Annotated in this window: 14 protein-coding genes and 1 tRNA gene; 7 read left to right on the forward strand and 8 right to left on the reverse strand. The window is 66.0% G+C overall.

All coding sequences use genetic code 11. The features are described from left to right. Positions 1-57: 57 nt before the first annotated feature. Positions 58-774, reverse strand: coding sequence for a ligase-associated DNA damage response endonuclease PdeM (gene pdeM, locus ACN4E0_RS00165; protein WP_419564247.1), 717 nt, complete (start codon positions 772-774; stop codon positions 58-60). Between the two features lie 45 nt (positions 775-819). On the opposite strand from pdeM, the gene hemF reads away from it, so the two are divergent. Genes hemF through ACN4E0_RS00180 form a run of 3 tightly spaced genes read left to right on the forward strand, consistent with a single transcriptional unit; the run spans position 820 to position 3686 of the window. Then, the gene (hemF, locus tag ACN4E0_RS00170) at positions 820-1677 is read left to right on the forward strand and encodes an oxygen-dependent coproporphyrinogen oxidase (RefSeq protein ID WP_419564248.1); all 858 of its coding nucleotides are present in this window, start codon (positions 820-822) and stop codon (positions 1675-1677) included. A gap of 25 nt (positions 1678-1702) precedes the next feature. Continuing rightward, positions 1703-3034 (forward strand): TrkH family potassium uptake protein, encoded by a 1332-nt coding sequence (locus ACN4E0_RS00175; protein WP_419564250.1) that lies wholly within the window; start codon positions 1703-1705, stop codon positions 3032-3034. A gap of 13 nt (positions 3035-3047) precedes the next feature. Then, the gene (locus tag ACN4E0_RS00180) at positions 3048-3686 is read left to right on the forward strand and encodes a potassium channel family protein (RefSeq protein ID WP_419564252.1); all 639 of its coding nucleotides are present in this window, start codon (positions 3048-3050) and stop codon (positions 3684-3686) included. Between the two features lie 17 nt (positions 3687-3703). Here the strand turns inward: ACN4E0_RS00180 and ACN4E0_RS00185 are convergent, their stop codons facing one another. Then, the gene (locus ACN4E0_RS00185; protein ID WP_419564254.1) at positions 3704-4570 is read right to left on the reverse strand and encodes a glycoside hydrolase family 16 protein; all 867 of its coding nucleotides are present in this window, start codon (positions 4568-4570) and stop codon (positions 3704-3706) included. 243 nt (positions 4571-4813) lie between these two features. On the opposite strand from ACN4E0_RS00185, the gene ACN4E0_RS00190 reads away from it, so the two are divergent. Then, a complete protein-coding gene (locus ACN4E0_RS00190) occupies positions 4814-6652 on the forward strand; it encodes a M1 family metallopeptidase (RefSeq protein WP_419564256.1) in 1839 nt (612 codons plus the stop codon). Here the strand turns inward: ACN4E0_RS00190 and ACN4E0_RS00195 are convergent. From ACN4E0_RS00195 to ACN4E0_RS00205, 3 genes are read right to left on the reverse strand one after another with little or no spacing between them, the layout of a single operon-like run. After that, positions 6645-6773 (reverse strand): DUF2474 family protein, encoded by a 129-nt coding sequence (locus ACN4E0_RS00195; protein WP_419564257.1) that lies wholly within the window; start codon positions 6771-6773, stop codon positions 6645-6647. The two genes, ACN4E0_RS00190 and ACN4E0_RS00195, sit on opposite strands and share 8 nt — an antisense overlap. Continuing rightward, positions 6770-7768, reverse strand: a complete 999-nt coding sequence (gene cydB, locus ACN4E0_RS00200) for a cytochrome d ubiquinol oxidase subunit II (protein ID WP_419564259.1) — start codon at positions 7766-7768, stop codon at positions 6770-6772. Before cydB ends, ACN4E0_RS00195 begins: the two co-directional genes overlap by 4 nt. Then, a complete protein-coding gene (locus ACN4E0_RS00205) occupies positions 7765-9222 on the reverse strand; it encodes a cytochrome ubiquinol oxidase subunit I (protein ID WP_419564261.1) in 1458 nt (485 codons plus the stop codon). The genes cydB and ACN4E0_RS00205 overlap by 4 nt, the downstream gene beginning before the upstream one ends. Before the next feature lie 145 nt (positions 9223-9367). Between ACN4E0_RS00205 and ACN4E0_RS00210 the strand changes: the two genes are divergently transcribed. Together ACN4E0_RS00210 and ACN4E0_RS00215 are read left to right on the forward strand one after the other, a co-directional pair. Continuing rightward, positions 9368-11458 carry a RelA/SpoT family protein gene (locus ACN4E0_RS00210; protein WP_419564263.1) on the forward strand — a complete coding sequence of 697 codons (2091 nt, stop codon included), beginning with the start codon at positions 9368-9370 and terminating at the stop codon, positions 11456-11458. Then, on the forward strand, positions 11455-11814 hold the full coding sequence (locus ACN4E0_RS00215; RefSeq protein WP_419564265.1) for a VOC family protein: 360 nt from the start codon (positions 11455-11457) through the stop codon (positions 11812-11814). The genes ACN4E0_RS00210 and ACN4E0_RS00215 overlap by 4 nt, the downstream gene beginning before the upstream one ends. On the opposite strand, the gene ACN4E0_RS00220 is transcribed toward ACN4E0_RS00215, so the two are convergent. Genes ACN4E0_RS00220 through ACN4E0_RS00230 form a run of 3 tightly spaced genes read right to left on the reverse strand, consistent with a single transcriptional unit; the run spans position 11811 to position 13436 of the window. Continuing rightward, entirely contained in the window at positions 11811-12110 is a 300-nt protein-coding gene (locus ACN4E0_RS00220) for a DUF1905 domain-containing protein (protein ID WP_419564267.1), read from the reverse strand. The two genes, ACN4E0_RS00215 and ACN4E0_RS00220, sit on opposite strands and share 4 nt — an antisense overlap. Before the next feature lie 49 nt (positions 12111-12159). Continuing rightward, positions 12160-12474: a DUF1905 domain-containing protein gene (locus ACN4E0_RS00225; RefSeq protein ID WP_419564269.1), complete on the reverse strand. Its 315-nt coding sequence runs from the start codon at positions 12472-12474 to the stop codon at positions 12160-12162. Beyond that, positions 12471-13436, reverse strand: a complete 966-nt coding sequence (locus ACN4E0_RS00230; RefSeq protein ID WP_419564271.1) for a peptidylprolyl isomerase — start codon at positions 13434-13436, stop codon at positions 12471-12473. The genes ACN4E0_RS00225 and ACN4E0_RS00230 overlap by 4 nt, the downstream gene beginning before the upstream one ends. A 307-nt stretch (positions 13437-13743) precedes the next feature. Here ACN4E0_RS00230 and ACN4E0_RS00235 point away from each other — a divergent pair. Further along, positions 13744-13834 (forward strand) — tRNA-Ser (locus ACN4E0_RS00235).

Raw genomic sequence — 13834 nt, forward strand, 5'->3', positions numbered from 1 at the left:
GCAGATTCGGAAGTGTGTTATGCGAATGGGGCGCAGATTTGCCCGCGACCGTTGCACCTAGGCAGCGCGATTCCACAGGGGGAACCGCGCCAGTCTGCCCTTGGCGGGCACCACCGCGTCGATCCGGTCGGCAGGTTGGAGTGCCAGCAAGATCGCCGGATCGGCCGCGTTCATGCCGCCGGTGAAGGCGCCGAAGGCGGGCAGGATCATGCGCCCGGTGGGCCTGCCGTCGGGCCCGTCGTTGGCGCTCACCACCGCGCAGGGACGACGGATCATCCGCTGCCGTACCTTCACCTGCAGGCGGGGGTGGTAGTGGCCCGAGAGTTCGGGGCGAGTCTCGCCCTTCCGCGCCTGGTGGCGCAGGACCACACCGCCGACCTCGAGTTCCTCGGCGAGCGTGCCGCCGCAGCGCGCCGCCATATCGGGATCGTGCCCGTGATCGTGATTTCCGGTGATCCACACCCAGTCGACCGCGCGGGTCAGTGCGTCGAGCATGCCCGCCGCATGCGGTTCGAGCCGCGTGGAGCCGTCCGAATCGTGGAAATTGTCGCCCAGCGTGATCACCCGCCGCGCGCCCGTCTCGCGGATCGCGTGCGCCACGCGCTCGAGCGTCTCGCGGCTGTCGTAGGGCGGGATCATCTGCCCGTGGCGCGCGAAGAAGCTCCCTTTCTCGAGGTGCAGGTCGGCCACCAGCAGCGCACGCTCGCGCGGCCAGTAGAGCGCGCGGCCCTCGGTCAGGAGCCATTCCTCGCCTGCGAACGAAAGGGGAACCATGCGCCGCTATTGCCGTAGCGAGAGGGGGATGGCAAGGCTCTTGGCATGACCGAGAGGACCCAGCACACCGACACCGCCCGCCAATGGTTCGAGAGCCTGCGCGATCGCATCTGCGCCGAATTCGAGGCGATCGAACGCGAGGCCGGTTCCGAGGCGAGCTTCCAGTACGACAGCTGGCAGCGCGAGGAGGACGGCAATCCCGATCCCGGCGGCGGCACGCGCGGGCTGATGAAGGGCACGGTGTTCGAGAAGGTCGGCGTGAACGTCTCGACCGTACGCGGCAATTTCGCGCCCGAGTTCGCCGGGTCGATCAACGGGGCGAGCGCGGACAACCCCGGCTTCACCGCCACCGGGATCAGCCTCGTCGCGCATATGGCCAACCCGCATGTGCCCGCGGTGCATATGAACACGCGGTTCCTCACCACCGGCAAGGCCTGGTTCGGCGGCGGGGCGGACCTCAATCCGCCGATCCCCTATGCCGAGGACACCGAGGAATTCCACGCGCGCTTCCGCGCCGCCTGCTCGGCGCACAACCCGACCTATTACGAACGCTTCAAGAAGTGGGCCGAAGACTATTTCTTCATTCCCCACCGCGGCGTCCATCGCGGGGTTGGGGGGATCTTCTACGATCATCTCGAATGCCCGGATGATGCGGCATTCGAGCGCAATCTCACCTTCACCAAGGACGTGGGCGAGGCCTTCCTCGACGTCTTCCCCAAGCTGGTCCGGCGGCGAATGGAGAGCGACTTCACGCCCGAGGACAAGCAGACCCAGCTCGAATGGCGTGGGCGCTATGCCGAATTCAACCTCGTTTACGACCGTGGGACGCTGTTCGGGCTCAAGACCGGTGGCAATATCGACGCCATCCTGATGAGCCTGCCACCCGAGGCGACCTGGAGCTGATCGCTCCGTCACGCATTGTCGTGCCATGAACCGCGCGTTCCGCGACCCCGTCAGGCTCATCCCGCTGTTGTTTGCGGGTGCGATTGCCATCGGGACGCTGGCCCTAATGCTGCCGTTCGCTGCGGCCAGCGGGGAGCCTGCGCCGCTGCTGACTGCGCTTTTCACGGCCACCTCGGCGGTTGCCGTGACCGGGCTCGTCACCGTCGATACCGGAACATACTGGTCCGGTTTCGGACAAGGGGCAATTCTTGTCATGTTCCAGATCGGCGGGTTCGGGATCATGGCTGCGGCGACGCTGCTGGGCATGATCGCGGGGCGAGGGTTCGGCCTGCGCGACCGGATGGCGACACAGGTCGAACGCGAGGGCCTGCGGCTTGCCTCCACCGCCTCGCTGCTCAAACTTATCCTCGCCATTACCGTCACGGTAGAGGTACTCCTCGCCGCGATCCTCGCATTCCGTTTCGCCACCAGCTGGAACATGGCCCCTCTCGGCGCCGCCTGGCACGGACTCTTCCACGCCGTCAGCGCGTTCAACAACGCAGGATTTTCCACCTTCTCCGACAGCGTCATGGGCTTCCAGAACGACGCGGTCATCCTTGTGCCGATAGCACTGGCGGTCGTCGTGTCCGCGCTTGGCTTTCCCGTCATGGAAGACTGGCGCGAGCACGGACGCGATTGGCGGCACTGGACGCTGCATTCGAAGATGACGCTGGCGGGCACGGTGCTCCTCCTCCTTGCCGGCTTCCTGGCCACTCTCGTCATGGAATGGAACAATCCCGGCACGCTGGGGCCGATGTCGGTCGGCTCCAAGCTGCTCAACGCCGGGTTCCATTCCGTGATGCCGCGCACGGCGGGCTTCAACAGCCTCGACATGGGCGCCTACCGCGAGGAAACGCTGATTGTGAATTACGTCCTCATGTTCATCGGTGGCGGCAGCGCAGGCACGGCTGGCGGTATCAAGATAACTACCTTCATGGTGCTGCTGGCCATCGTGCTGGCCGAAGTGCTGCGGCGGCGCGATGCAGGCATGTTCGGGCGCCGGTTCGGCCATGCGCTGGAACGGCAGGCCCTGACGGTAGCCTCGATCGCGCTGCTGCTGGTGCTTTGCGCGACCATGTTCATCACTTCGATGACGCGCCTGCCGCTGCAGGACGTCCTGTTCGAAACCATATCCGCCTTTGCCACGGTCGGCCTTTCCACCGGCATTACCGCGCAGCTTCCGCCTTCGGCTTTGCTGGTGTTGGTAGTCCTGATGTTCGTCGGGCGGGTCGGCACGATTACCGCTGCGACTGCACTCGCCTTGGGCGGCAGCGACCGCCCCTACCGCTACCCGGAGGAGAACCCCATTGTCGGCTGACCCCCGCAAACCCGTGATCGTCATCGGCCTCGGCCGGTTCGGAAGTGCCGTTGCCAGCACGCTGGAACGCATGGGGCACGAAGTGCTCGGCGCGGACACCGACGGCGAGATCGTTCGCGACCACAAGGACCTTGTTACCCAAGTCGTCGAGGCCGACTGCACGGAGCCGGAAACGTTGCGGCGGCTGGGTGCTGCCGAATTCGACACTGCTGTCGTCGCGATCGGCACCAATGTCGAAGCCAGCCTGCTGACGGTGCTGGCGCTGGTCGATCTCGGCATTCCCAATATCTGGGCCAAGGCCAATACCGAACGCCACGGCCGCATTCTGGAACGCACGGGCGCCCATCACGTGGTGTTCCCAGAGCAGCGCATGGGCGAACGTGTTGCCCGCCTGGTCAACGAGCGGCTGCTGGACTTCATCAGCTTCGAAGGCGAATTCGCGATCGCCCGACTGAGCGCGCCGGCGACGATTGTTGGACTGCCTCTGGTCACGAGCCAGTGCCGCAAGAAGTTCGACGTCACGGTGGTCGGGGTGAAGCGCAAGGGCGAGGATTTTATCCACGCCGTGCCGGACACCATCATCCTGCCGGACGACGAACTGGTCGTTTCCGGCCGGATCGACCGGATCGAGGAGTTTTCCGCAATCGGCTGAAGGGCTGTTCCCCGCGCCTATTCTTCGAGCGGCGCGTAGACCCGTACCCAGTCGACCAGCATCGCCACTTCGCCGGCCTCGACCCGGTCGACGGTCGCCTGCGGCACGCCGTTGTAGGGCTGCTCGATCCCGTTGGTCTTGAACGGATAGGCGCCGCCCATGGCGAAATTGAGGATCAGGTATTTGGGATTGTCGAACGCCCACTTGCCGTAGTTTTCGACCATCGGGCGGGTGACGCGATAGGTGGTGTGGCCGTCGACCTGGAAGAGCAGCTCGTCCTTCTTCCACTCGACCGCATAGACGTGCCAGCCGGTCACATCGTCGCCTTCGGGGAAGAAGAACTTGTTCACCAGCGGCGTTTCGCCCGAATAGCCGGGGCCGTGGAGCGCCACGCCGACCCAGTCCTTCTCGCCGACATATTCCATGATGTCGATCTCGCCAGTACCCGGCCATGTGTCGTTGCCGAGCAGCCAGAAGGCGGGCCAGACGCCCGTCGCATCGGGCATCCTGATGCGCGCTTCGGCGCGGCCATAGGTGAAGTCGAACTTGCCTTGGCTCTCGACCCGTCCCGAAAGGAAATCGGCCTTCCGGTCGGGGTGCGGATCGACGCCGGGCTTGAACACGGGACGCAGCATGAGTGCACCGCCGTCGGCGCCCGCCAGCCCGTCGACGATCGAGAGCACGGCGGGCGCATCGACATAGGCCTGCTGTTCGTTGTTGACCCAGAACTCGGGCCCGACGACGCCCCATTTGTCGCGATCGAGCTCGGGCGCGTTGAATTCGTCGGCCCAGACGAGTGTGCGAGCGGATGGCTCCTCGGCGGCAAGCGGTGTCGCCAGCAGGCCCAACGCGCCGAGGCAAACCGAGAATGTGCTACGGATCATGATGGTCTCCCCAAAACTGTGAACGTTCCCATCGCATGCATTCCCCTGCTTTTCCAGTCCCCGCGAGCGCCGATCCCCCCGCAGGGCTGGCGCTGGCCCGCAGGATCGGCAATAGCGCGGCAGCGTTGAAAAGAACCCAGCGCGCGGGCTGCAGGTCCGCCGCGAAAGACCTTCGGAGAGTTGCCCATGCGCCGCCTTGCCGCCCCCCTCGCCCTTCTGCTTGCTAGCACCGCCTGCACGACGATGGAGGCCGCTCCGCCCGTCGCCGCCGCGCCCGAGCGGATGGTCTCGCCGATCCTCACCACGCCCGAGGCGGTCGACAGCGCGACCTATGCCCAGCCGCAGGTCGCGCGGGTGACGCATGTCGCGCTCGATCTCGATCTCGATTTCGACGCCAGGCGCGTCGGCGGAGTCGCCGAGCTCGACGTTCTCGCCGCACCGGGCGCCAAGGAGATTGTGCTCGACACAAGGGGGTTGGAGATCGCCAGCGTGACCGACGGCGCGGGCCGTGAACTGGCCTACGAGATCGGCGAGTCGGTCGAGCAGGGCGGCAAGGGTGCGCCGCTGACGATCTCGCTCGACGGCGCGACCAGGCTGCGCATCGCCTATCGCGCGCCCGCCGGTGCCGAGGCGCTGCAATGGCTGAGCCCCGAACAGACCAAGGGCGGGGTGCATCCCTTCCTCTTCAGCCAAGGTCAGGCGATCCTCAACCGCAGCTGGATCCCGACGCAGGACAGCCCTGGCATCCGCCAGACCTGGGAAGCGCGTATCACCGCGCCCAAGCCGCTCGACGTGGTGATGAGCGGCGTGCGCCAGGGCGAGCCCGAAGACCTCGGCAATGGCCGCCGCGCCTTCCGTTTCGTGATGGACAAGCCGGTGCCGCCCTATCTGATCGCGCTGGCCGCGGGCGACATCGATTTCGCCGAGCTCGGTCCGCGCACCGGCGTCTGGGCCGAACCCGCCACGCTGCCGCGCGCGGCGAAGGAAGTCGGCGACACCGAGCAGCTCGTCTCCGCTGCCGAGAAGCTCTACGGCGCCTATCGCTGGGGCCGCTACGACATGATCGTGCTGCCGCCGTCCTTCCCCTATGGCGGGATGGAAAACCCGGTGATGACCTTCCTCACCCCCACCTTCATCGCCGGCGACCGTTCGAACAACGGCCTCGTCGCGCACGAACTGGCGCATAGCTGGTCGGGCAACCTCGTCACCAATGCGGTGTGGGAAGACAGCTGGCTCAACGAAGGCGTGACTTCCTATTTCGAGAACCGCATCGTCGAGGCGGTCTATGGCAAGAAGCGCGCCGAGCAGGAGGCTGCGCTGGCCTTCGCGGGCATCGAGGAAACGCTGGCCGAAGTGGGTGACGATGCCCCAGGCACCGCACTGCACCACGAACCGGGCGCCAACGAGCTCGGCAGTGCGATCACTTACGACAAGGGGCACTTCTTCCTGCGCACTGTCGAGCGCCTGGTCGGACGCGAGCGATTCGACGCATGGCTGCGCCAGTGGTTCGACAACCACGCTTTCCAGCCGGCGACGAGCGAGATGTTCTACGAAGACATGCTGGCGAACCTCGTGAGGGACGAGGCCGAGGCCAAGACGCTGATGCTGCGCGAATGGATCTTCGCCCCCGGCCTGCCGGCCAATGTCGCCAAGCCCGATCCCGCCGCCTTCGCCGAAGTCGACGGCGCGGTGGCCGCCTATGCCGACGAAGGCACGATCCCGCCCGCCTATGCCGGCTGGACCGCCGCCGAGCAGATGCGCTTCCTCGACAACATCCCCCAGGAGCGCAGCGCCGAGCAACTCGCTGCGCTCGACGGCTCGCTGGGGCTGTCGAAGGCGGGCAATAACGAGATCCTGTTCCTGTGGCTCGAGCTTGCGCTCGCCAATCGCTACGAGCCCGCGGTGCCGCAGGCGGAGGCATTCCTATCAGAAGTCGGCCGCGCCAAGTTCGTCCGCCCGCTGTTCAAGGTGCTGTGGGACCAGGGCGACTGGGGCCAGGCGCATGCGAAACGGATCTATGCGAAGACCCGTGCAGGATACCACGCCGTGACCCGCGCGGGCGTCGACCGGATCGTCAACTAGTCCCGATCCACAACCGCAGGACATAGGCGACCACGCCCAGCACGGTGACGCTGGCGGCCCAGATCGCCGCCAGCCACGCCAGCCGCTGCCATAGCGAGGCCTCTTCGGGCGCCTTGCTCAATGATAGCCTTCGTGGTCGGTCTTGCCGCGGAAGACCCAATAGGCCCAGCCGGTATAGGCGAGAATCAGCGGCATGGTGATTGCTACGCCCACCAGCATGAAGATCTGGCTGCGCTCAGGGGCGGCGGCGTCCCAGATGGTCAGCGATGGGGGCACGACATTGGGCCAGATCGTCACCCCGAGCCCCGCCATGCCGAGCAGGAACAGGCCGAGCGCAAGCCAGAAGGGCCGGCTCTCGCCTCCGCGCGTGAGCGAGCGATAGAGCGCCAGCGCCAGCAAGGCGGTGAGCAGCGGCACCGGCGCGGCGTAGTAGAGCTCGGGTGCGGTCAGCCAGCGGTCGGCATATTCGGGGCGCAGCGCGAGGTTGTAGAGACTGACCAGCGCCATCAGCGCGCCGGTGGCCCAGAAGGCGCGCAGCGCGAGCTTGCGGGCGTGTGCCTGTGCCTCGTCGTCGAGCTTCCACACCAGCCAGGTCGCGCCGAGCAGCGCATAGCCCGCCACCGTGCCGACTCCTGTGAGGAGCGTGTAAGGCGTCAGCCAGTCCCACCAGCTGCCGGCATAGGCGCGGTCGACCACGGTGATGCCCTGCAGCAGCGCGCCCAGCGTCATCCCCTGCGCCAGTGCGGCGACCAGCGATCCGCCGCTGAAGGCAAGGTCCCAGAAGGGCCGGTGCGCCGGGTCGCGCCAGCGATATTCGAAGGCGACACCGCGAAACACGAGCCCCAGCAGCATGGCGATGATCAGCGGATAGGTTGCGGGCAGGACCACTGCATAAGCCAGCGGGAAGGCGGCGAACAATCCGCCACCGCCGAGCACCAGCCAGGTTTCGTTGCCATCCCATACGGGCGCGATCGAATTCATGGTTCGGTCGCGTTCGGGCCCCGGCGCGAAGCTGGGAAAAAGAATGCCGATGCCGAGGTCGAACCCGTCCATCACGACATAGGCGAAGACCGCGAAGGCGATGATGAAGGCCCAGATCACGGTGAGATCGATCATGGCGCATCCTCCGGCTCGGTCTTGCTGCCCGACAGGTCGCGGCGGCTCTGGTCGGAGGGGTCCTGCGTCGGGCCGGGGGTGATACCGGCGGTGCGGATCGGCCCCTTGTCGCCGCGCTTGACGCCGTATTCGCCGGTATGCGCGGGCTTGCTCATCAGCCGCAGGATGTACCACACGCCGACCGAGAAGACCGCGCTGTAGACCAGCACGAAGGCCAGCAGCGAAGCGGCCACTGCGGGCGCGTCGAGCGGGCTGGCGCTATCGGCGGTGCGCAGCAGGCCATAGACGGTGAAGGGCTGGCGTCCGACTTCGGTGGTGACCCATCCGGCGATCACCGCAACGAAACCGGCAGGCCCCATCGCCACTGCCGCGCGGTGAAGCAAGCGCCAGTCGTAGAGCTTGCCGCGGAAGCGCGCGAGCAGGCTCCACAGCCCGATGCCGAGCATGGCGAAGCCGAGCCCGACCATGATGCGGAACGACCAGAAGACCACGCCCACCGGCGGATGGTCTTCCCGGGGAATGGTATCGAGCCCGGCGAGCGGCGCATCGGGATCGTGCTTGAGGATCAGGCTCGAGGCCTTGGGAATTTCGACCGCATATTTCACCCGCCCTTCCTCGCTGTCGGGGATACCGAACAGGATCAGCGGCGCGCCGTCGGGATGGCTGGTATAATGGCCTTCCATCGCCATGACCTTGGCCGGCTGGTGTTCGAGCGTGTTGAGCCCGTGCATATCGCCGGCGAAGATCTGGATCGGCGCGACGATGGCCGCCATCCACATCGCCATCGAGAACATGGTGCGGGCGTGCTCGCTGGTGCGGTCGCGCAGCAGGTGCCAGGCGCCGACCCCGCCGACCACGAAGGCGGTGGTGAGATAGGCGGCGATCACCGTGTGCACGAGGCGATAGGGAAAGCTGGGATTGAAGATGATCGCCAGCCAGCTATCGCCCGGCAGGAACTGCCCGTTGGCGCCGATCTCGTAGCCGGTCGGGGTCTGCATCCAGCTGTTCACCGAGAGAATCCAGAAAGCGGAGACAAAGGTGCCGAGCGCGACCATCAGCGTGGCGGCAAAGTGCAGCTTGCGCCCGACCTTCTCCATCCCGAACAGCATCACGCCGAGGAACCCCGCCTCGAGGAAGAAGGCGGTCAGCACCTCATAGGCCATCAGCGGCCCGATCACCGGCCCCGCCTTGTCGCTGAACACCGCCCAGTTGGTGCCGAACTGGTAGGACATGACGATCCCGCTCACCACGCCCATGGCGAAGGCGATGGCGAAGATCTTGAGCCAGTATTTGAACAGGTCGAGGAAACGCTGTTCGCCGGTCTTGAGCCACAGCCCCTCGAGCACCGCGAGATAGCTCGCGAGGCCGATGGAGAAGGCCGGGAAGATGAAATGGAAGCTCACCGTGAAGGCGAACTGGATGCGGGCGAGCAGCAAGGCGTCGAAGTCGGGCATGTCCGAATACGCGCTATGGCAAGTGTGGCGCGGCGGCTCAAGCCGTCGACTGCGCAAGCACTGTTGCAGAAAAATGCATGGCCGGGCAGAGTTTGCTCAGTTTCCCCTTGCCCTGCGCAGGGCAATCCTCACATCGTGGATTGCAATGCTGCGCCAGTACGAACTCGTAGAGCGGGTCAAGGAATACGACCCCGACGCCGACGAGGCGATGCTCAACCGCGCCTATGTCTATACGGTGCAGAAGCACGGCACGCAGACGCGCGCGAGCGGGGATCCCTATTTCAGCCACCCGGTCGAAGTCGCTGGGCTGATGACCGACCTCCAGCTCGACCAGGAAACGATTGCCACCGCGCTGCTCCACGACACGGTCGAGGACACGCTGGCGACGATCGAGGATATCGAGGACCATTTCGGGCCCGAGGTCGCGCGGCTGGTCGACGGCGTGACCAAGCTGTCGAAGATCGAGCAGATGCCAGAGAACGAGCGCGCGGCGGAAAACCTGCGCAAGTTCCTGCTCGCGATGAGCGAGGATATCCGCGTGCTGCTGGTCAAGCTGGGCGACCGGTTGCACAACATGCGCACGCTGCATTTCATCAAGAATCCCGACAAGCGCCAGCGGATCGCGCGCGAGACGATGGATATCTACGCCCCGCTCGCCGAGCGGATCGGCATGTACGAATACATGCGCGAGATGCAGATGCTCGCCTTCGAGCAACTGGAGCCCGAAGCCTTCGAGACCATCACCCAGCGGCTCGACCAGATACGCAGCGAGGATGGCGGGCAGGTCGATGCGATCGCGCTCGACATGAAGCATGCGCTGGCCGAGGCGGGGATCACCACCGAGGTGTCGGGGCGCGAGAAGCATCCCTATTCGATCTGGCGCAAGATGGCCGAGCGGCACGTGTCCTTCGAACAGGTGACCGACATCATGGCCTTCCGCATCATCTGCGAAGACGTGCCTGACTGCTATCGCGCGATGGGCGTGCTGCACACGACGTGGCAGTTCCTGCCGGGCAAGTTCAAGGACTACATCTCGACGCCGAAGAACAACGGCTATCGCTCGCTCCACACCTCGCTGATCTACGGCAAGTCGATGCGTGTCGAAGTGCAGATCCGCACGCGAGAGATGCACCGCCGCAACGAATTCGGCCTCGCCGCGCACTGGGCCTACAAGCAGGGCGACCGGCCCGACGGACAGGTCGGCTGGCTGCGCGACCTGATCGAGATCGTCGATGCCAGCCACGATCCCGACGAACTGCTCGAGCACACGCGGCTGGCGATCTACCAGGATCGCATCTTCGCGTTCACCCCCAAGGGTGCGCTGTTCCAGCTGCCCAAGGGCGCGACCCCGGTCGATTTCGCCTTCGCGGTGCATACCGATCTCGGCGCGCAGACCGTGGGCGCAAAGATAAACGGGCGGCACATGCCGCTGCGCACGCAGCTCAACAATGGCGACGTGGTCGAGATCATCAAGAGTGACCATGCCGATCCGCAGCTGAGCTGGCTGGGCTTCGTCGTCACCGGCAAGGCGCGGGCCTCAATCCGCCGCGCGGTGCGGCTGAGGGAACGGGCCGAAGTGGCCGAGATCGGGCAGAAGCTGTTCGACGAAATCGCGCTGCGCGTGCCCGCCAAGATCGGCAAGAAGGCCTTGCGCGAAGCGCTCAAGCGGCTCGAGATGGAAGAGGAGGAAGACCTCTATTACGACATCGGTTCGGCCAAGATCGAGGACCGCGTGGTGATGGAGGCGCTGGTTCCGGGCTGTACCGCCGAACTCGAGAACGAGCCCGACTGGGCCAAGAGCGGCAAGGCGCTGTCGATCCGCGGGTTGACCCCCGGCGTCGGCTTCCAGCTCGCCCAATGCTGCCACCCGGTGCCGGGCGACCGCATCGTCGGCCTGCGCAAGCCTGGCGAGGGGGTCGAGGTGCACACGATCGACTGCACTCGTCTCGCGAGCGGGATCGACAGCGACTGGCTCGACCTGTCGTGGGGCAAGCGCTCGCGCGGCGCGGTCGGCCGCCTGCGCGTCACGCTCTACGACCGGCCCGGAACGCTCGCCGAAATGGCCGGCATCTTCGCACAGAACCACGTCAATGTGACCAGCCTCGAGCAGACCCAGCTCGACCATCCCTTCACCACCTACGAGATCGATCTCGAGGTTCAGGACGTGCCCCACCTCACGCGCATATTGAGTGCGCTCAGGGCGAGCGACTCGGTCGCCCAGGCCGAGCGCGTGTGATTACCGGCTTCGACCACGTCCAGCTGGCCATGCCGCATGGCGGGGAATCGCATGCCCGGCGCTTCTGGGTCGATCTGATGGGGCTGGAGGAAGTGGCCAAGCCCGCGCATCTCGCGGTCAACGGAGGCTGCTGGTTCGAAGGCGCGGGCGTGGCGATCCATTGCGGGGTGGAGGAAGCCTTCCTGCCTGCGCGGCGCGCGCATCCGGCGCTGCTGGTCAGCGATCTCGCCAAGCTCGTGGCGCGGCTGGGCAAGGCGGGCATTCGCTTCAAGCCGGGCAAGGACCTTGCCGGCTACCTGCGTGGCGACATCGCCGACCCCTTCGGCAACCGCATCGAACTGATGCAGAAGCTCTAGAGCACCTCGATTGCCGCGTGTACCTCGTCGCCCTCGGTGAGGGTTTCGGCGAGCCGGACCGGCTTCTTGACCGGGAGGACGTAGCGGTCCTCGCGCCGTAGCAGCGTGGTCTCCCAGCGACTCTGCCCGATCGTGGCAGCGACCTTGACCGATCCGAACGCGCGCTTCCTTCCCGCCACGCGCGCGGCGACTTCGCCTTGCGCGGCATCGGGCAAGACGAGGAAATAGGCGGGGTCGAAGCCTTCCTCGATGAAGACCGAGCCGAGCACTGCACTGAAGGGTATCACCGGTTCCATGTCTTCCCTGCCTGCGTAGGTGGCGTTTGCCCGGCCATACCGCGAAAGCCTAGAGCAATTCCAGCAGCACCTCGGCCTCGTCGCCGGCGGCGAGGTCTTCGGCGCGAAGGACCTTCTTCCCGACCAGCAGCCACCATTCGCCGCTCTTCGACGGGAAGACCGATGTCTTCCAGTGCGTTCCGCCGATGGTCGCTATCACCTTGACCGAGCCAAAGCCCCGCCTGCCGCCGAATTCGAGGCGACGCAGCCGTTCGTGCATGGTGATCGCCTCGGCCGTCTCGCCGGTGATCGTCAGCAGGTGATAGACCGCCTTGTCGCCCTGCCAGCGGGTGATCGGTCCGCGCCAGGCCAGGGTCTCGCTCAATCGGCGACGCGCCTGACCGGGACGGGGATGTTGCAGATATCCGCGCCGCCCGCAGGAGTGATGAAGAACGGATCGCGGCGGTTCGCGCGCGCATCGGCGTAGCGTGCGAAGGTCTCGCCATCGGTCGACAGATATTCGAAAGCCGGGCGCTCGCCCTCGGGCAGGTCGCTGGCGACGCGTACCGAGACGATGGCCGTGCGCTTGTCCGCCTCTTCCGCAGTGTAGAAGCCCAGGTCGCCATGCCCGCGCGGCAGCGACGAGAGATATTCCATCCCCTCGACGATCCGCCCCGCGAGCGCGATGTTGCGATCGAGATGGCGCGGCGCCTGGCCGATCACGGTGTAGAGTTCGGCCCCGGTCCCCGTATCGGGCGACATGTTCCGGCCCACGCCGACCATGCCGTAGCAGTGGACGGGCCAGTCGCGGGGACCATTTGAGGCGATAGGCCAGCCAGCGTGAAAATCGGTCCAGTCGCCATAGGCATCGCCCCTCGTTCCGACATGGCCTTCGGGGGGGCGTTCTCGGATCCGGATTTTAGTCACCGGGGCGGTGTAGCCCGCTTCGGACATGACTTTGAGCCCTTCGGGCAAGGCCTTGGCCTGACCTTCCGCTTCGGGATTGTCGTAGTTCGGATCGCCCCACTGGACGACGTAATTGTCCTGCACGCGGTTGACCGTGATGCCGTCGTACCAGTGCGCGCGGGCGAGCGTGCGGATGTTCTCCACCCAGCCCTGCGAGAAGGGAGCGGGCATCAGCTGGATCACGACCTTGCGCTCGCTGCCATCGGGGGCCGGGGCCAGCGTCATCACGAGCAGGTCCTCGGGCGCGATGCCGATCCACTCCGCCGCGGGCGCCTGCGCCACGATCTCGCCGGGCGAAAGCGCTGCCTCCTCCTCGTCCTGCGCGAGGGCGGGGGCGGCGAGCGCGAGCAGCGCGGCGAGCGACAGGAGCGGGCGGGTCATGCGCCAAGTGGTGCCATCGGCCCGGGCAAAACAAAAGCCCCCTCTCGCGCATTGTAGGGGCGGGAGGGGGCTTCGAGACGGTGTTCGCAGGGTATGCCTGATCCGCGCAGCACCGTCACAGGCGTGTTGTACACCCAAAAACGTCCGCAGCAATCATCCGGTTCCCGCTCTGCCTTGCGGAATCACCGCCCCGCCGCTAGACGCGCGCGTTCTTGGTTGGCCTACCGCGCTTTGCGCTACTTGAGGCCGGGTCGGTTTTCGGACCTCCCGCGCTCAAGCAGCGAAGCGATAGCGCATTCAAGAATGCGGAGCAGTGGCCGAGTGGTCGAAGGCGCACGCCTGGAAAGTGTGTATACGGTAACCCCGTATCGAGGGTTCGAATCCCTCCTGCTCCGCCA

This window comes from Qipengyuania sp. (assembly GCF_048550555.1).
Classification (GTDB): domain Bacteria; phylum Pseudomonadota; class Alphaproteobacteria; order Sphingomonadales; family Sphingomonadaceae; genus Qipengyuania.

Excerpts from the sequence above, each read along its gene's own strand:
- pdeM (WP_419564247.1), bottom strand. The coding sequence starts at position 774 with ATGGTTCCCCTTTCGTTCGCAGGCGAGGAATGGCTCCTGACCGAGGGC.
- hemF (WP_419564248.1), top strand. The coding sequence starts at position 820 with ATGACCGAGAGGACCCAGCACACCGACACCGCCCGCCAATGGTTCGAG.
- ACN4E0_RS00175 (WP_419564250.1), top strand. The coding sequence starts at position 1,703 with ATGAACCGCGCGTTCCGCGACCCCGTCAGGCTCATCCCGCTGTTGTTT.
- ACN4E0_RS00185 (WP_419564254.1), bottom strand. The coding sequence starts at position 4,570 with ATGATCCGTAGCACATTCTCGGTTTGCCTCGGCGCGTTGGGCCTGCTG.
- ACN4E0_RS00190 (WP_419564256.1), top strand. The coding sequence starts at position 4,814 with ATGGAGGCCGCTCCGCCCGTCGCCGCCGCGCCCGAGCGGATGGTCTCG.
- cydB (WP_419564259.1), bottom strand. The coding sequence starts at position 7,768 with ATGATCGATCTCACCGTGATCTGGGCCTTCATCATCGCCTTCGCGGTC.
- ACN4E0_RS00205 (WP_419564261.1), bottom strand. The coding sequence starts at position 9,222 with ATGCCCGACTTCGACGCCTTGCTGCTCGCCCGCATCCAGTTCGCCTTC.
- ACN4E0_RS00210 (WP_419564263.1), top strand. The coding sequence starts at position 9,368 with ATGCTGCGCCAGTACGAACTCGTAGAGCGGGTCAAGGAATACGACCCC.
- ACN4E0_RS00220 (WP_419564267.1), bottom strand. The coding sequence starts at position 12,110 with ATGGAACCGGTGATACCCTTCAGTGCAGTGCTCGGCTCGGTCTTCATC.
- ACN4E0_RS00230 (WP_419564271.1), bottom strand. The coding sequence starts at position 13,436 with ATGACCCGCCCGCTCCTGTCGCTCGCCGCGCTGCTCGCGCTCGCCGCC.